This window comes from Paenibacillus pedocola (assembly GCF_031599675.1).
Classification (GTDB): domain Bacteria; phylum Bacillota; class Bacilli; order Paenibacillales; family Paenibacillaceae; genus Paenibacillus_AQ; species Paenibacillus_AQ pedocola.
In genome coordinates this window covers 5193072-5211254 of record NZ_CP134223.1, presented here as the reverse complement: position 1 = coordinate 5211254, position 18183 = coordinate 5193072, and the positions used below count along the sequence as shown (strand labels likewise).

Sequence of the window (18183 nt, the reverse complement as noted above, 5' to 3'; positions counted from 1 at the left end):
GCCTGAACAGCAGCGCATGCAGAACGATCTTTTTCAGTTATAGCTGAAAGGTTCCCCTTTGTTACTGGATTGCCGGTGCTTTAAGGATTGTGATGCTGTATTCCTGCCTGGTTACATGGTCTTCAGCTTTGACGGTCAGGTTGACCTGTGTGCTATTCTCCTGCAGGAAGACGGTCCTTGGTTGTGTGTCTTCAATTAGAATGTCTCCGCAGTAGATTAAGGCATTTTTGTGTGCCGGCACGGCGCGCAGCTCAACGGTTTGTGTACCGGCCGGAACCGTCAACGTATAGCTTGTAAGATCGCCTGCGAACGGCTGATCAAGTGATCCTGTATCAAAGCTCAGACTGTGGAGTGCTGCACTGTGATCGAAGTCTGTCATCGTCCGCAGCAGGTCGAATATACCGTTCATCTCGCCCGGAATGACAAATTTGACCTCAAGCTCGGTGCTGTCTTTGATAGTGTCTGCAGGAATCAGATAGCTTTTCGTATAGAAAGACCGCGCCTTATCGGTCATCAGCGTATCGCTTACCAGCAGCTCGCCCTGTACATAAATGTCGATGGTTCTGCCGTTGCTGCCGGAGAAGTAAGTGACCGCCAGGTAGTTATCCTTGTGCGGAAGAACTTTAAGCTGATAGCTGAACCAGCCGTTGTTCTCCGCCTGTCTGATGTTATATCCGTCCCAGGTAGCGACCGAGGTGTTCTCACCTTTGATTCTGTGCTCCAGCTCGTACTGGTCGTTACCGACAGGCAGGCTGTCGATAGTAGCTTCCTGTATGCGCTGACGCTGCTTGCTCTGCAGAATATGCTCCTGCAGCTCCGTTGAATCGGCTTCGACCAGATTCCAGTAAATCCCGTACCGCTCAGCATGCTGCTTGTAATGCGGGGTGAATTCCAGCCGGTTATCTTCATCGGTATTGCGGAGAACAAAGGTCAGCTCCCCGCCCTTCTGGACAAAGTTCTCTTCAAACTTATCCAGCCAGCTGCTTACACTTTGCTGTGCAGGGGTGATGAAGTCCTTCACCAGCATGTTGCGGGTCGGCACACTGACTGCCACGCCGGTAGCGGATTCTGCGAGGTCCTCGGTTCCCAGTGCAGCGCTCAGTACAACCGGGCCATATTTGAAAGCTGCCACATTAGGCGCATCCGGCAAGGTATGGTACGACGGCTTCATCGGCAGGCGGATACTGAGCGTATCCCCATCAGTCCACAGTCTGTCCAGAACGGTATAACGTCCCGAGAGATGAAGAGGCTGCGGCTGCCCGTTCAGCGTAATCTCAATATCTCCGGCGGTCCAGTCCGGCAAACGCAGATGCAGAGCGAAGGACTGTTCACTGCCCTTGAGCGTGCGGATCTTGAATTCAGCAGTGTCCTTGTACGGAAGATTTGCTGTTTGAGTCAGCTCAATGCCGTATTCCTCAGAGATCAGCTCGGAGCTAATATATTGGTTCACATAAATGCTGCTGCCGCCATAGAAATAGATGCTGTCATTCAGTTTGGTGAAACTCTCCATGCCGGTTCCGGTGCAGCACCAGAAATGGTCGAAGGGGGAGCTGTACACCTTGAAGTACCCCGTAGCCATCGGCTGAAAATACATCGTCATTCCGGTATGCGGGTTCTGCGAGGAAAGAATCGCGTTAATGAACGTATTTTCATAGAAATCCATATACTTGGCTTCCCCAGTTATCTTGAACAATTCCCGGCTCAGCTTCAGCATATTGTAAGTGTTGCAGGTCTCGGCCGTGAAGTTCGAGCGTTCCGCATCCAGAATATCCGGGTCGCCGAAATGCTCCCATTCGCTGTTCCCGCCTGTAATATAGCTGTGATGGAAGACGACCATTTCCCAGAACTGCTGCACAGCCTCCAGGTAAAAGCGTTCGCTCTCACCCAGCACCCGGTACCGGTTCAGCGCCCCGAGGAATTTCGGGATGGTGGTATTGGCATGCTTGCCCTTCAGAATATCCCGGCCCTCATGAACCGGAGTGAACAGGGTCAGCTCGTCGAACATGTGGGCGGCCTGTAAGTGGCGCTCATCCCCTGAGATTTTGTACAGCTCATAGAGGCAATCATTCATCCCGCCGTATTCTACTGACAATACCCGCTCCTGAATTTCCGCCGACCAGCCTGAGCTGCGCTGATGCACCCAGTTACCAAGGCCGGTGACAATCGAATAGGCAGTTTTACTGCCGGTGGCATTGTATACAGCGGTTAATCCGGCTATGATCTTGTGCATTGTGTACCAAGGCACCCAGGCAGGTTGTTTGTTCTCAACATTATCAAATAATTGTTCAGGAAAAGCCGACAGGTAACCGCTCTCAAATTGGCAGAGCGCAAGCTCTCCTATGACATACTCCAGCCGCTCAAGAAGGTGGCCGTTACGGGTGGTCTGGTAAGCCTGGGACAACGCAGTCAGATAATGGCCCAGCGTATGGCCGCGGATTTCTGTGCTTTCCCAGCCGGGGTATTTTTCGCTTTTTGCCGGCAGCCCCCGGTTCTCGCGGAAGCCGGCAATCAGCCGGTCAAGGTCATAGCTTTTGAGATAAAGCACCTCTTTGGAGAAGGCGTTAACACAATAGGGATCGGTAACCTGAACCTGATCCATCCGGAAATCGTTCAGCCAAGAAGGGTCTTTCGTTATTGGGGCGGTGCCCGGTATAGTCATTATTTTAGCTCCTGCCTGTTGAATTATAGGGCTGACAGTCTGCTTAGCAGACAAGCCTTCATGCTCATAACTTAGCTTATATTTTCATACGATCAGTGGTAAATAGTGCAACGTTCGAATTTGTGTGAAAAGGTTAGAATTATCCATAATCCGGGGACAGGCTGCAGGGGAATAGGTATACTGAACCAGAGAAATGTGAATGTAAAAAAGTCAGATCGCTGTCATTGGTATGGTTAAGGGGAAGTTGATTAAGCCGTTTGAGTGAAACCTGATATTTATATACATTTATTTAATATATTTCATTCATATATAAAACAATAACTCATATATTCTATAACGGGCCCTTTTTTAGAGTTTTTTTCGACTTAAAAGACTAATGATTAGTCGGTATTTAGATTGTGTTTATAAAATTATTAATAAATTTATATTTACAAGAAATAAACGTTATGATACCTTGAGGACGGAAACAGAGGCAAGCTTAAGAGCCGCTATTGAAAAGGAGAACTGATCATGCCTAGGAACCAAGAGTATGTCAATCCGCTGGTAGAGCAACGCGCTGATCCTTGGGTGTATAAACATTCAGACGGTTATTATTATTTCACGGCTTCGGTACCGGAGTATGACCGGATTGAGGTAAGAAGATCGCTGACGCTTGAGGGATTGCCTGATGCGGTGCCGGCAGTAGCCTGGCGTAAGTATGAGACCGGGATGCTTAGCGCCAATATTTGGGCGCCCGAAATTCATTACATCTCCGGCAAATGGTATATTTACTTTGCTGCAGCGCATACAACGGAGACGAATGAAGGGCTGTTCGATCACCGCATGTATGTGCTGGAGAACGATGCTGTGAACCCGCTGGAAGGCGAATGGACTGAGAAGGGCCAAGTGAAAACTGCGTGGGAATCGTTCGCGCTGGATGCGACAACCTTTCAGCACAAGGGTGTATTGTATTATGTCTGGGCGCAGAAGGATCCGGAGATTCCGGGGAATTCTAATCTCTATATTTCTGAAATGAGCAATCCGTGGACCTTGCAGGGGAAGCAGACGATGATTTCCACTCCGCAGTATCCCTGGGAGGTTATCGGCTTCAGCGTCAATGAAGGGGCTGCGGTCATCAAGCGTAACGGGCGGATCTTTATCAGCTACTCGGCCAGCGCTACCGATTACAATTATTGTATGGGGCTGCTGGCAGCCGATGAAGACAGCGATCTTCTGGATGCAGCATCCTGGTCCAAATCACCGGAGCCGGTATTCTGCACATCCGAGGAGAACGGGCAATACGGGCCGGGGCATAACAGCTTTACCGTCAATGAGCACGGGGAAGATGTGCTTATCTACCATGCCCGGAACTATAAGGAGATTACCGGCGATCCGCTGTATGATCCGAACCGCCATACGCGGGCCCAGGTCTTCCGCTGGAACCCGGACGGCACTCCGGATTTCGGAGTGCCGGTCAAGGACAGCCAATTGAAGCGGTAAGCAAATAACCCGGAAGATTACACCTGTGCTGGTGTGTATCTTCCGGGTTATTGTTTTAACGGGATATTTTTTTATTTGCCAAGCTGTTGATCAACCTCTTTAACCGGATTCTCGCCTTCATGCTCTTCAACTTTGTGGTTACTCATGAACCAGCCTGTAGCTGCGATGATAACAAGCACGACATAGAAGGTTGCTTTCCACCAGGTGCTGTGGGCGAATTCCTCGGACAAAACACCCAGGGAGGGGTGAGCCAGTGTAATAACAGCCAGCTTAACGCCGACCCAGCCGACGATGAAGAATGCAGCCACTTCAAGACCGGGACGGGAATGCAACAGCTTGACGAAGAAGGAAGCCGCGAACCGCATAATTACCAGACCGATGAAGCCGCCGGCAAAAATAACCAGGAACTGTCCGCCGTCGAGTCCGCCGATGTTGCGGATACCGCTGGCCGGAAGCGCAACCGCAAGGGCTACTGCCGCCAGGATCGAATCGACCGCAAATGCAATGTCTGCTACTTCTACCTTCAGAACAGTGAACCAGAAGCTGGACTTCTTTTTATCGACGGCTTCAGAAGTGCCGCTCTCATTGGCTTCATCCGTAACTGGCTTCTTAAACAGCACTTTCCGGAAAATGTGATTCCCCGCTATAAACAGCAGATAAATTGCGCCAATGGCTTGTACCTGCCAGATGTCCACCAGATAAGAGATGACAAAAAGCGACCCGAATCTGAAGACAAACGCCCCGGCCAATCCATAAAACAGTGCTTTTTTACGCTCCTCATCAGGAAGATGTTTTACCATAATTGCCAGTACGAGTGCGTTATCTGCGGCGAGCAGCCCTTCCAGTGCTACGAGAACGAGCAATACCCATCCGTATTCCAATAATAATCCCCAATCCATTGCTGTTTCCTCCTCATTTGGATGTAAATATCATCAAAAAAATACCTACAGTACCTTATTTTGACCAAAATATATATAAAAAAGACCTTTACCAAACAGATCAGCCTTTGGAATAAAGGTCTAACCTGATTGGTAAAGGTCTCGCTAACAATAATTCATTGCCGATAGAGCCGGAGAATATCCTCATATTCTCGTACTGACGACTTTATCTGATATATAAGCAAGTACAGGTCTCTCACCTATACTACAATCTTATATTTCTCACAGAAACGCACACATCTTCATAAGAAGACGGCAACCGGTATCTGCTCGAACAGCTACTCCCCTTTACGGGATATATTAAATTTTATAAGTTGTGTTATTGACTTAGAAGTATCATATATGAGCAACGGGCGATTGTCAATGGATATGAGAATAAATATCAGTTGAAGAGTGGACTAAATGGAAACGGAAACATGATACATATAGGTTATGAAAGTTAACATACGATATGGCGATACTGCAAACATGAGGAAATTAAGGGCTTTTTATGCTTGGATGTAATTGACGATGCCGGGTGTTGAAAATATGATGAAAGTAATTCAAGCGGTCAAGCGAGGTTGTTGTTAGATAAACTAACACAAGCGAGATTACCCTTAGCTCAACTGTCGTGTAGTCGATTCAGGAAAGCGGAGGCTAGTAAAACTAAGCGTATGCTTCCGAAGCGAGTTTTACCGAAGCTGAATCAGTGAAGTAACGCTAGTAAAACTAAGCGTATGCTTCCGAAGCGAGTTTTACTGCGAAGAGTTTTCAAAAGAAGTTAAGCTCCGTAAAACTTTTAGGAGGTGGGAAATGATGCAGCCGTCGTCGTGTCTATCAAAGGAAGCTGAGGAGGAGATCAGCCGGCACCCTTGCTACAGCGAGGAAGCCCACCGGTTCTATGCCAGGATGCACATCCCGGTTGCTCCCGCCTGTAACATCCAGTGCAATTACTGCAACCGCAAATTCGACTGTGTCAACGAGAGCAGGCCGGGCGTGGTCAGTGAGGTGCTGTCGCCGGAGCAGGCAGAACGCAAGGTGAAAGGCGTTGCGGCGCAGCTCATGCAGCTGTCGGTGGTTGGTGTAGCCGGTCCCGGCGATCCGCTGGCGAATCCGGAGCAGACCTTCGACACCTTCGCAAGGGTGAAGCGGCATGTACCTGACGTCAGCCTATGCCTCAGCACGAATGGACTAACGCTTTACAGGCATGTGGATGAGATTGTAGAGCTTGGCATCCGTCATGTTACCATCACGATTAACGCCATTGATCCTGATATCGGCCGTGAAATTTATCCCTGGGTGTTTGATGAAGGGGTGCGGTACGAAGGAAGGGAGGCGGCGGAGCTGCTGATCAGCCGTCAGCTGGCAGGGCTTGAGATGCTGGCGAAGCTGGGGATTCTCGTCAAGGTCAACTCCATCATGATTCCGGGGGTCAACGATCATCATCTTCCTGCAGTGTCCAAAAGAGTAAAAGAGCTCGGGGCCACACTGCATAACGTAACACCGCTGATTATCGCACCGGGCAGCCAGTATGAAATGGACGGCCGCAAAGCGCCCCGTCCGAAGGAATTGCACAATCTGCAGGAGCTGCTGGGGCGTGACGGAATGAAGGTCATGCGCCACTGCCGGCAATGCCGGGCCGATGCCATCGGACTGCTGGGCCAGGACCGCAACCAGGACTTTCCGCTGGAGGCGATGGAAGCCGATCCGGTGATCAATCAGGAGGCACGCGCACAGTTCCAGAGTGATCTGGATTCCAAGATCCGCGAACGTGTCAGCGCCAAGCAGGCCAGAGCCAAAGGGCGATGGGAGGAAACACCGAGAACAAGAGTTGCAGTGGCCACCAGAGGCGGCGACAAGGTCAATCAGCATTTCGGCCATGCGACAGAGTTCCTGATTTATGATACTGACGGAGCTGATGTCAGGCTGGTCGGTGTCCGCAAGATCCAAGCTTATTGTCACGGCAAAGCGGATTGCAACGGCGACAAAGCTGCTACGCTGCAGGAAATCATAACCATTTTAAATGACTGCCGTATACTTCTCTGCTCCGGTATCGGAGACGGCCCCCGGGCCAGCCTGAACAAAATCGGTGTATTGCCGCTAGTCCGCAAAGGCGGGATACAGGAAGCCATTCTCGAAAGCGTGAAGTACAGCTCATATTTTGAAAATATAAACATTTCGAAGGGATGATGAATTATGAGACAAATAGCTTTCTACGGTAAAGGCGGTATCGGTAAATCGACAACTTCACAAAACACCCTGGCTCAGTTAGCTACAAAGTTCGGACAACGCATTATGATCGTTGGCTGCGACCCGAAAGCAGACTCCACCCGCCTGATCCTGAATACTAAAGCTCAACAAACCGTGCTTCATCTGGCTGCAGAGCTTGGCTCGGTAGAGGATCTGGAACTGGATGATGTGCTGCAAACCGGGTTTGGCGACATCATCAATGTAGAGTGCGGCGGACCTGAACCGGGCGTAGGCTGCGCAGGACGCGGTATCATTACCGCCATCAACTTCCTGGAGCAGGAAGGTGCTTATACCGATCTGGATTTCGTATCCTATGACGTACTCGGCGACGTTGTATGCGGCGGTTTCGCTATGCCGATCCGCGAGAACAAAGCGCAAGAGATCTACATCGTCTGTTCCGGTGAAATGATGGCTATGTATGCAGCCAACAACATTGCCCGCGGGATTCTGAAATATGCCACCAGCGGCGGTGTCAGATTGGGCGGCCTGATCTGCAACAGCCGTAACACAGACCGTGAAGATGAGCTGATTATGGAGCTTGCCCGCCGGTTGAATACACAAATGATTCACTTTGTGCCGCGTGACAATGTGGTTCAGCATGCCGAGCTGCGCAGAATGACCGTTGCCCAGTACAATCCGGAGCACAAGCAAGCCAAGGAATACGAAATTCTGGCTGAGAAAATTCTGAACAATAAAATGCTGACCATCCCTACCCCGATTTCCATGGAAGAGCTGGAAGAGCTGCTGATGGAATTCGGTATCATCGAAGATGAAGAAGCTGCCATCCAGAAGCTGCAGGCTTCCGGACAATAAGCAGCAAACCGGTTAGTCGGGAGTTACCGGTGAACGGGAGTGGAGAGACGAAGGTTCACCGGAATGGCTCACAGTGGCATGAGAAGTAATGTAGGCCTAGGCGGCCTGCACCACGAAAAGGAGGGTCAACAATGGGACTGGATATCGAAGCGAATAAGAAGCTGGTTGAAGAAGTGCTGGAAGCCTACCCCAAAAAAGCGAAGAAAGACCGGGAAAAGCACTTCCAGATCAATACGGAAGAAGCGCAAACCTGCGGCACATGTGCCCTGAAGTCCAATATCAAATCGCGCCCCGGTGTCATGACGCCGCGCGGATGCTCATATGCAGGCTCTAAAGGTGTGGTCTGGGGACCGATCAAGGATATGGTTCATATCAGCCACGGCCCTATCGGCTGCGGACAATATAGCTGGGGTACCCGCCGCAACTATGCGAGCGGTACACTGGGAATCGATAATTTTACCGCTATGCAGGTTACAAGTGATTTCCAGGAGACGGATATCGTCTTCGGCGGTGACAAAAAGCTTGAAGTGATTATGCGTGAAATTACCGAAATGTTCCCGCTGGCTAAAGGGATTTCGGTTCAATCCGAATGTCCGGTCGGTCTGATCGGCGATGATATTGAAGCGGTGTCCAAGAAAATGTCCAAAGAGCTGGAAATGCCGATCGTTCCGGTACGCTGTGAAGGTTTCCGCGGCGTCAGCCAATCGCTGGGCCACCATATCGCCAATGATGCCATCCGTGATTTCGTGCTGGGCAAAGCTGACTTAGCCGAAACCGGACCTTACGATGTCAATATCATCGGTGACTACAATATCGGCGGCGATGCCTGGGCTTCACGTATTCTGCTCGAAGAAATGGGCCTGCGTGTCATTGCCCAGTGGTCTGGTGACGGTACCCTGAACGAGCTCGAAATCGCCCATAAAGCGAAGCTGAACCTGATTCACTGCCACCGTTCCATGAACTACATGGTTGAACATATGGAGAAGGCCTACGGAATTCCCTGGATGGAATACAACTTCTTCGGACCTTCCAAAACGTATGAGAGCCTGCGCGCGATTGCCGCTTTGTTTGACGAAACGATCCAGGAGAATTGCGAGAAGATGATCGCGAAGCACAAGCCGGCAATGGATGCCATTATCAATAAATACAAACCGCGTCTTGAAAATAAAAAAGTGCTCCTGATGATCGGCGGTCTGCGTTCCCGCCACACAATCGGCGCTTATGAGGATCTCGGTATGGACATCGTGGCTTCCGGTTACGAATTTGCCCATAAAGACGATTATGAGAAGACCTTCCCGATGATGAAGGAAGGGACGATCATTATGGATGATCCGACCGCCTACGAGCTGGAAGAGCTCGCCCAGAAAATGAATGTCGATCTGGTAGGTTCGGGTGTTAAAGAAAAATACGTGTATCACAAAATGGGTGTTCCGTTCCGCCAGATGCACTCCTGGGATTACAGCGGTCCTTACCATGGCTTCGACGGGTTTAAGATTTTTGCCAAGGACATGGATATGACTGTAAACAGCCCGGTATGGAATCTGATCAAGAAGAAGGAAACCGTCCAAAAAGAGGAGGCGAGCATATGAGTAAGGACAGACTGGACATTCCGGATTACAACACTCTGTTCTCGGAACACCGGTTCGTGGAGCAGCGGCTGAACAAGCAGCAATTCGAAGCGCCCTGCAGTGAGCAGGAAACCGCAGAAGCGCTCGCTTACTCCCAATCTGCAGAGTATATGGAGAAGAACTTTAACCGTAAGGCGGTTGTCATTAATCCTCATAAGGCGTGCCAGCCGCTTGGCTCGATTATGGCGGCGCTTGGCTTCGAGAAAACCCTGCCCTTCGTTCACGGCTCGCAAGGCTGCAACTCGTATTTCCGCAGCCATTTGAGCCGCCATTTTAAAGAGCCTACACCGGCCGTTTCATCTTCCATGACCGAGGATGCAGCCGTATTCGGCGGCATGAGCAATCTGATCGACGGTCTGGAGAACAGTATCGCACTTTACAAACCGGAGATGGTTGCACTCTGTACCACTTGTATGGCTGAGGTTATCGGGGATGACCTGTCCTCCTTTATCGGGAATGCCCGCCAAAAAGGCGTAATCTCCGAAGATTTCCCGGTTGCGTTCTGCAATACGCCGAGCTTCGTCGGTTCGCATATTACAGGCTATGATTCGATGCTGAAAGGCATCTTGAGTTATCTGTATGAACGTTCCGGCCTGAAGGCAGCCCCGGGCAGCGGTGAAGAAACGGGAGAGAAGCTGAACGTGATGCTCGGATTTGAGCCTTACACCGGCAACTTTACGGAGATCCGCAAAATTCTGGATGCTTTTGATACCAAGTATACGCTCCTCGGTGATCACAGCGGCAACTATGACTCGCCGGCTACCGGTGAGTACGAATACTACTATGGCGGAACGAAGCTGGCGGATGTTCCTTTGGCAGCGAACGCACTTGGCACACTGTCCCTTCAGAAGTACACGCTGAAGAAAACCCAGGACTTTATCAGTGAAACCTGGAAGCAGCAAGTCTCCGCACTGTCTACACCACTAGGCATTGCCGGAACCGACAAGCTGCTGGAAGCGATTAGTGAACTGACAGGCCTGCCGATTCCGGCTTCGCTTCTGGAAGAGCGCGGCCGGGTAGTGGATGCACTTACCGACAGCCATCCGTATCTCCACGGCAAGCGGGTAGCACTGGTGGGCGATCCGGACCTGCTGATCGGACTTATCGGATTCTGTATGGAAGTAGGCATGGAGCCTGTGCATATCGTCTGCTCAAACGGTGATGTGGATTTCAATGATGTGAAATTCAAGGAAGAGGCCGAAGCGCTGCTGGCCTCGAGTCCTTACGGCTCAGAAGCTACGGTATATGTCGGAAATGACCTGTGGCATATGCGCTCGCTGCTGCTGACGGACCCGGTGGATCTGGCTATCGGCAGCTCGCATCTGAAATTCGCAGCCAAGGATGCGGTGGTTCCGCTGATCCGTGTAGGGTTCCCGATCTTTGACCGTCATCATATGCACCGTTATCCGATCCTCGGATACCAGGGTGCGTTGAATCTGCTCAGTCAGATCGTTAATACCGTTCTGGATGAACTGGACCGCAACAATTCCGGCTTCAACTATGATTTGGTGCGGTAAGCCGAAAATCAGGATTTTTACAGCTTAAATTGTATGCGTACGTGATGAAAATTACTGAAAGTTTCTGTAATGATATTTTATGATTAACATACATGATTTTGAATAAATGTAAAAAGTGATATTGTGCCCGGCGTTCTCTATATCCGCTTTCGCCTACAGTTTCTCCCAAGCGAAATGCAGGAATAGAGTAGGCCGGGATTCTTGCTAGTGATGTGCAATTGCCGTTTCTGATGCAGGTTAGCATGTAGGTAGAGTCAGCATCCACCTTTAACGAAGGAGATGAAAGCCGATGGACCCTATTCGAAAAGACGAGTTTGATTCCGAGGCCTGCGGGAGTAAGGCACCCAAATCCAAGCCTTGTCCGCGGCCTAAGCCCGGTGAAGCAGCCGGAGGCTGCTCTTTCGACGGAGCCCAAATCACACTGCTGCCGATTATGGACGCTGCACATCTTGTCCATGGTCCGATTGCCTGTGCCGGGAACAGCTGGGAGAGCAGAGGTACGCTTTCAAGCGGCCCCTCGCTTTCTCAATACGGTTTTGCCACGGATCTGAACGATTCCGATATTATTTTTGGCGGAGAAAAGAAACTTAAAGAGAGCATTGACTACATTGCCGGGCGCTTTGCGCCTCCGGCAATATTTGTATATTCAACTTGCGTGACTGCACTCATAGGTGAAGACATGGATGCCGTATGCAAGGAAGCAGGTGACCGGCTTGGTATCCCGGTTATTCCGGTCAACAGCCCCGGCTTTGTCGGCAGCAAGAATCTGGGCAACCGGCTGGCGGGCGATGCCCTGCTGCAGTATGTGATCGGTACAGGTGAACCGGAGCCGGAGTTACCGCCGGGTGTCAATCTGATCGGTGAATACAATATCGCCGGTGAAATGTGGGATATTGAGAAGCTGATGAACAGTGCGGGCATCGCTGTAACATCACGCATTACAGGCGATGCCAGATATAAGGAGATCACTTGGGCGCACCGTGCCAAGGTGAATATGGTCGTCTGCAGCCGCGCCTTGCTGGGTCTGGCCAAGGAGATGGAATCCAGGTACGGGATCCCGTATTTCGAGGGTTCCTTCTATGGGGCCAAGGAGACAACGTATTCCTTGCGCCAGATGGCGTATCTGATGAATGACCGTGATATGGAGCGGCGGGTTGACCGTCTGACCGAACGTGAGGAGAGCCGTCTGATACAGGATTTGCGCCCGTACCGCAAGATTCTGAAAGGGAAAAAAGCCGTACTGTATACCGGCGGTGTCAAGAGCTGGTCCGTAATTTCCGCTCTGAAGGAGCTCGGTGTGCAGGTGGTTGGGGTCGGTACGAACAAAAGCACAGAGGATGATGTGCGGCGGATTGCCGACCGGGTAGGGGACGACACCGAATATATCCCGGAAGGCGGCGCAACCCGGATTCTCAAAACCGTCAGGGAACGCAAGGCCGACATCATGATCGCCGGCGGGCGCAATATGTATGTAGCCATGAAAGAACAGATCCCGTTCATTGATATCAACCAGGAAAGACATAAGGCTTATGCCGGCTATGAAGGTCTGCTGCGCCTGGCCAAGGAGCTGACTTATTCACTCGCTAATCCGATCTGGAAGCTTGCAGCGAGCCCGGCTCCCTGGGATAAGGAGGTGCCTTATGACCGTTAACAGACGGAACAAGCCGGCGTCAGTTAATCCGATCAAAATCGGCCAGTCACTCGGTGCTGTACTTGCCCTTCAGGGCTGCTACCGGGCCATGCCGCTGATTCACGGCTCGCAAGGCTGTTCAGCTTTTCCTAAGGCGCTGCTGACCCGGCATTTTCGTGAGCCGATTGCCGTTCAGACCTCTGCGCTTCAGGAGATGGATGTTATTTTTGACGCAAACCGCAATCTGGAAGAAGCGCTCAATATCGTGCTGAGCAAACACCGCCCCGACATTATCGGGATTATCGGCACGGAATTGACCGATGTTGCCGGAGTGGATTATGCGACGATGCTCAAGAGCTACAAGCGGGAGCGGAACATGCGGGGCGGGCTGGCTTTCTCCGTAGTGCTGCCCGACTTTCGCGGTTCGCTCGAATCGGGCTTCAGTGCGACCGTGGAAGCGATGATTGACGAAATGATCCAGCAGGTAGGGCACCGGGGCTCAAGAACGGTAAACACCCGCCAGATCACCCTGCTGCCGGGATCCTTTCTGACCCCTGCGGATGTGATGGAGCTTAAGGAAATGATCTCTGCCTTCGGGTTTGAGGTCATTGCGGTGCCCGATATTTCCACTTCATTATCCGGACATCTGCTCACCGGCTTCTCTCCGCTGACCCGGGGCGGGGTGCCGCTGGATTCGATGCTGCAGAGCCTGCAGTCTGGATTGACCATCGCCGTTGGGGCGAGCATGGAACGCCCGGCAAGAAGATTGCACAACGCGCTGGGCACGCCTTACAAAGTATTCAGCGGAGCGATGGGCCTTAAGGCTTCAGATGAAATGCTGCATTTCCTGCACCAGATCAGCGGTGAACCGGTACCGCTGCGGTACTGCTGGCAAAGGGAAAACCTGCTCGACAGCATGCTGGACGCGCACTTCCAGTTCGCTGGGATGTCTGTAGTGTCTGCGCTTGAGCCGGATCATCTGTACTCTATATCCGCATGGCTGGAAGAATTGGGTGTAGAGCAGAAGGCACTGATCGCCTCTTATGAGACGCCGGTCGTCGCCGGTATGGAGCGTGAGGTCTGGATAGGCGACATGGATGATGCCGAGGTACTGGGCAAAGGTGCAGACCTGTGGATCAGCAATTCGCACGGAATTGCCGGCGCGCAGCGGGTTGGAGCCGCGTTTATGCCTGCGGGATTCCCGGTCTGGAACGAGCTTGGAGCTTATATGTCCGTTTCAGTAGGCTACAGGGGAGCAATGGAGTGGAGTAATAAGGCAGGGAATTTGTTAATGCAGAGGGAGGCAAAACACCGTGAAAGTAGCGTTCGCCACAGATGATGGAAGCCGGGTAAATGCCCACTTCGGGCAGAGTCCGATGTTTGCTGTATATAATGTGACCAAAAATGGCGGCGATCTTGTAGAGCTGCGCAGGCTGCCGGTGGTTCTGAACCAGGATGAAGCCGGGAAAATTGAGAGTCGTCTGGAAACCGTAGGCGACTGCACCCTGATCTTCATTATGCAGATTGGTGCTTCGGCCGCTGCGCGGGTAACACGGCGCAAGATCATGCCGGTAAAGGTTCCGTTCGGAAGTCCCATAGATGAACAGGTCAAACGGCTGGTTGAGATGCTTCAAGGCAAACCGCCGATGTGGCTGGCCAAGGTGCTGCGGGCGGAAGAAGAAGGCACAGGGGAAGAGGGGGAATCCAATGGAACCGATGGCTAAGGAGAATTCAACTCCGCTGGAGGGGGCACTCCGGGATGGAGGGAACCCGAAACGCCGCAGCCGAACAGGCCGGAAGGAGCCGGATCAGGAGACGGCGGATGCCTTTATCCGCCGGTTATGCAATCTGCTCGATACGGAAGATTTCTTTGGCCGCTATGCCGCACTGTCGCCGCAGGAGAAGATTGTGCAGCAGTTCCTGGCTTCTTCTGAGGATAAAAGCCAGTCCGATTTCAACTGTGCCGTCTCTCCGAAAGTACGCCAGCAGGTTCCGCTGCTGTTTCAGGCCATTGCCGGCGTGATGGAAGAAAGAAGCGGCACTATGATCCAGAGTACGGCCGAGATTAACCATGAAGGCTTCGGCCGGGGGCTGCTTTACAGCGGGCGTGTCATTCTGGTTCAGAAAAGCCTGCGGGCCGGTTTTCCCTTCCCGTTCACCTCAGAGGAGAAGGTGATCCGGTACGGGGTGGAATGTGTGGAGGAAGGTTTGGCCTTTCTGGCTAAATACAAGGAAGTGACCGCTCTGCACGGCTTGCTTAGCCTGGAGGGCTAGGCGGTAAACAACAACTAATTAGTCACAGGGGGCGACAGGTATGGAGCAGCTTGCCGGAGGGTTGGAGCTTGAACGGTATGGCCGGCAGCTGAAGCTGCTCGGAGAGAGCGGACAGCAGGCGCTGAAGGAAGCAACGGTGATGGTAGCCGGCATTGGCGGGTTAGGAGGCACGGCTGCGCTGTACCTGGCAGCGGCAGGCGTTGGAAAGCTTATTTTGGCTCATGAAGGAATCATCCTTCCGCCTGATCTTAACCGGCAGATTCTGATGGATAGCGATTCCTTGGGCATGGAGCGGATCAGCACGGCAACAGCGCAGCTGAAACGTCTGAATCCGCATGTGGAAATTGAGGGCTACAATGCCAAAATCGAGTATGAGCTTGCTAAACCCTGGGTGGAGAGTGCAGATATTGTGATCGACGCCCGATACGATTTTCCGGAGAGATATGCCTTGAACCGTCTCTGTGTGGATACCGCTACACCGATGGTGGAAGCAGCGATGTACGGCTTCGAAATTTCACTTACGACAATGATCCCCGGCCTGACCCCTTGCCTCGAATGCCTCTACCCGGATGTGCAGCCGCAGTGGGAGCCGTTCGGATTTCCAGTTTTGGGTGCCACCTCCGGGATTGCGGGTTGTCTGGCAGCGCTGGAAGCCGTAAAATGGATTACAGGGGTAGGGACAACTTATGCGGGCGTAATGCATCGCTTCAGCTCACTCGACTTCGCCTGTTATAGCGTCCGTATTTCCCGTAATCCGAATTGCGCTTGCTGCGGAGAAGGAGGTAAACCGTGAAAAGTCTCAAGCTATGTGACACGACACTTAGGGATGGTGAACAGGCGGCTGGAGTTTCATTCACGCGGGCAGAAAAGCTGGAAATCGCAAAGTTGCTGTCGGAGTGCGGAGTAGAGCAGGCAGAGGTAGGGATTCCTGCAATGGGCAAGCGGGAGCAGGAGGACATCGCGGCGGTTGCGGAACTGGGGCTTCCCATGAAGCTGATGACCTGGAACCGTTCGGCCCTAGGCGATATCGACAAGGCGCGGAGCACCGGGGTGAACTGGAGCCATGTGTCCATTCCGGTCTCGGAAATTCAATTGCAGGGCAAGCTTGGGCTGTCGCCGCTGGAAGGGCTGAATAAGCTGCTTCATGCGGCAGAATACGGGCTCAGGCTGGGCATGACGGTGTCGGTAGGTATGGAGGATTCCTCCAGGGCGGATATGGGTTTTTTGGTTCAGCTGGTGAATGCTTTATATAAAGAAGGTATCCGCAGGTTCCGTTATGCGGATACGGTATCCGCTCTTCATCCGGGGCAGATGGCCGAGCGGGTTCATACGCTGCTCGGAGCGGTTCCCGCCGATGTGGAGCTGGAGGTGCATTGTCATAATGATTTCGGGCTGGCCGTTGCCAACACACTGAGCGGAATTGCCGCCGGTGCGGTCTGGGCCAGCACCACAGTAGCCGGTATCGGCGAACGGACCGGCAATGCGGCCATGGAGGAAGTAGCCATGGCCTGGCGTCATTTGTACGGCGGTGAATGCGGCGTACGGCTGGATATGCTCAAAGGCCTGGCGGATAAGGTCATTGCCGCCTCCGGCCGCAATGTCGGTGATGCCAAGCCGATTGTGGGACAGCTGGCGTTTACCCATGAGTCGGGCATTCATGTGGACGGGCTGATGAAGGAGAGGGCAACGTACCAGACGTTTGATCCTGAGGAGGTCGGCCGGGCCCACCGCTTTGTGCTGGGGAAGCATTCCGGCAGCGGCGGTGTCGCGCATGTGCTGGAGCAGCGCGGCCTTGAAGTCAGCGCCGATACGGCGGGACGCCTGCTGGAGAAGGTCCGTGAATATGCTGAGGCCCGAAAAAGCAACGTTCCGGAGGTCATGCTGATTCAGTGGCTGATGGAAGAGCAGCAGCGGGCGCAGAATGTGGTCTGAATGAAGTGGAGATAACTAAAGGCTGAAGGCTCCGAAGGATGCTGAGGTCTTGCAGATTAGGCAGCGGCTGTTTCCGTTAATGGAGACTGGCCGCTGTTTTTTTTCAGAAAATTGACGTAACCGGAAATGAAAACTTGCATAGCTTGCAGCAAGCATCTACAATTTTGGCAGGATGAAACCAAAGAGACAGCTAGGAGAATGGAGAGCCATGATGAAGAAGACGATCTTTTTTGATATTGACGGTACAATTTATGATGAAGATAAGGTAGTGCCTGCTTCCACGAAGGAAGCCATTGCCGAACTGAAACGGCTGGGCCATAATGTTGCCATTGCGACCGGAAGAGCCTCTTATATGTTTAAGGAGCTGCGCGAAGAGCTGGGGATCGACTCTTATGTCTCACTCAACGGGCAGTATGTTGTTTTTGAAGGGAAGGAGCTCTACCTCAATCCGCTGGATACCGGAGCTCTGAAGGAAATTACGCTGTTCGCCGAAAAAAATGACCATCCCGTTGCCTACATCGACGCGCTGGATATGAAGGTGAATGTCGCGGATCATGAATATATTCATACGAGCATCGGTTCGCTGAAGCTGGCTTTTCCCACGCATGATGCGGAGTATTTCCTGCAGAATGAGATTTATCAGGCGATGATCTTCTGTCCGCAGGAGAACCAGGCGATGTATGCTGAAGCATATCCCGGGTTTAAATTTGTCCGGTGGCATCCGCTGTGTATGGATGTGCTGCCCGGCAACGGCTCCAAGGCTAATGGCATAGCCCAGATGATCAAAGCGCTCGGCGTGGCGAAAGAAGATGTCTATGCGTTTGGCGACGGGCTCAATGATGTGGAGATGCTCAGCTTCGTCGGTCATGGAATCGCAATGGGTAACGCGGAGGATGAGGTGAAGGCGGCCGCCTCTTACGTAACCAGTCATGTCAGCGAGAACGGAATTTATGAAGGGCTGAAGCTGGTGGGGCTGCTGTAGACCATTCAACCGCGAACTATATATCTATCAAAGGGAATTGTCCACCTATACTATATGAAGTTTTGCGGACTAGACGTGACAAGGCGGATCAATCATTTGCCG

The 18183-nt window shown here is 52.1% G+C and carries 14 protein-coding genes; 12 read left to right on the top strand and 2 right to left on the bottom strand.

Translation table 11 applies throughout. The features are described 5' to 3' along the window. Positions 1–61: 61 nt before the first annotated feature. Entirely contained in the window at positions 62–2659 is a 2598-nt protein-coding gene (locus QU597_RS23040; RefSeq protein WP_310829983.1) for a beta-L-arabinofuranosidase domain-containing protein, read from the bottom strand. 510 nt (positions 2660–3169) lie between these two features. On the opposite strand from QU597_RS23040, the gene QU597_RS23035 reads away from it, so the two are divergent. Beyond that, the gene (locus tag QU597_RS23035; protein ID WP_310829982.1) at positions 3170–4138 is read left to right on the top strand and encodes a glycoside hydrolase family 43 protein; all 969 of its coding nucleotides are present in this window, start codon (positions 3170–3172) and stop codon (positions 4136–4138) included. A 71-nt stretch (positions 4139–4209) separates the two neighbouring features. Here QU597_RS23035 and QU597_RS23030 read toward each other — a convergent pair whose 3' ends face one another. Continuing rightward, the gene (locus QU597_RS23030; RefSeq protein ID WP_310829981.1) at positions 4210–5037 is read right to left on the bottom strand and encodes a TerC family protein; all 828 of its coding nucleotides are present in this window, start codon (positions 5035–5037) and stop codon (positions 4210–4212) included. Positions 5038–5868: 831 nt separating this feature from the next. Between QU597_RS23030 and nifB the strand changes: the two genes are divergently transcribed. The 11 genes from nifB (at position 5869) to QU597_RS22975 (ending at position 18081) form a co-directional block, all read left to right on the top strand. Then, positions 5869–7245, top strand: a complete 1377-nt coding sequence (nifB, locus tag QU597_RS23025; RefSeq protein ID WP_310829980.1) for a nitrogenase cofactor biosynthesis protein NifB — start codon at positions 5869–5871, stop codon at positions 7243–7245. A gap of 6 nt (positions 7246–7251) precedes the next feature. Then, positions 7252–8118: a nitrogenase iron protein gene (gene nifH / locus QU597_RS23020; RefSeq protein ID WP_039876645.1), complete on the top strand. Its 867-nt coding sequence runs from the start codon at positions 7252–7254 to the stop codon at positions 8116–8118. Between the two features lie 131 nt (positions 8119–8249). Then, entirely contained in the window at positions 8250–9707 is a 1458-nt protein-coding gene (gene nifD / locus QU597_RS23015) for a nitrogenase molybdenum-iron protein alpha chain (RefSeq protein WP_310829979.1), read from the top strand. Next, positions 9704–11263: a nitrogenase molybdenum-iron protein subunit beta gene (gene nifK, locus QU597_RS23010; RefSeq protein WP_310829978.1), complete on the top strand. Its 1560-nt coding sequence runs from the start codon at positions 9704–9706 to the stop codon at positions 11261–11263. Before nifD ends, nifK begins: the two co-directional genes overlap by 4 nt. A gap of 289 nt (positions 11264–11552) precedes the next feature. Further along, positions 11553–12914 carry a nitrogenase iron-molybdenum cofactor biosynthesis protein NifE gene (nifE, locus tag QU597_RS23005; RefSeq protein WP_310829977.1) on the top strand — a complete coding sequence of 454 codons (1362 nt, stop codon included), beginning with the start codon at positions 11553–11555 and terminating at the stop codon, positions 12912–12914. Beyond that, complete coding sequence (gene nifN / locus QU597_RS23000; protein WP_310829976.1) at positions 12904–14232, top strand: nitrogenase iron-molybdenum cofactor biosynthesis protein NifN; 1329 nt, start codon at positions 12904–12906, stop codon at positions 14230–14232. Before nifE ends, nifN begins: the two co-directional genes overlap by 11 nt. After that, positions 14207–14617, top strand: a complete 411-nt coding sequence (gene nifX, locus QU597_RS22995; protein ID WP_310829975.1) for a nitrogen fixation protein NifX — start codon at positions 14207–14209, stop codon at positions 14615–14617. The genes nifN and nifX overlap by 26 nt, the downstream gene beginning before the upstream one ends. Then, a complete protein-coding gene (locus QU597_RS22990) occupies positions 14601–15167 on the top strand; it encodes a DUF269 domain-containing protein (RefSeq protein ID WP_310829974.1) in 567 nt (188 codons plus the stop codon). Before nifX ends, QU597_RS22990 begins: the two co-directional genes overlap by 17 nt. Before the next feature lie 40 nt (positions 15168–15207). Then, positions 15208–15960, top strand: a complete 753-nt coding sequence (locus QU597_RS22985; protein WP_310829973.1) for a HesA/MoeB/ThiF family protein — start codon at positions 15208–15210, stop codon at positions 15958–15960. Beyond that, entirely contained in the window at positions 15957–17099 is a 1143-nt protein-coding gene (locus tag QU597_RS22980) for a hydroxymethylglutaryl-CoA lyase-like TIM-barrel protein (RefSeq protein WP_310829972.1), read from the top strand. The genes QU597_RS22985 and QU597_RS22980 overlap by 4 nt, the downstream gene beginning before the upstream one ends. A 208-nt stretch (positions 17100–17307) precedes the next feature. Further along, entirely contained in the window at positions 17308–18081 is a 774-nt protein-coding gene (locus tag QU597_RS22975; protein ID WP_054942787.1) for a Cof-type HAD-IIB family hydrolase, read from the top strand. Positions 18082–18183 lie beyond the last annotated feature (102 nt).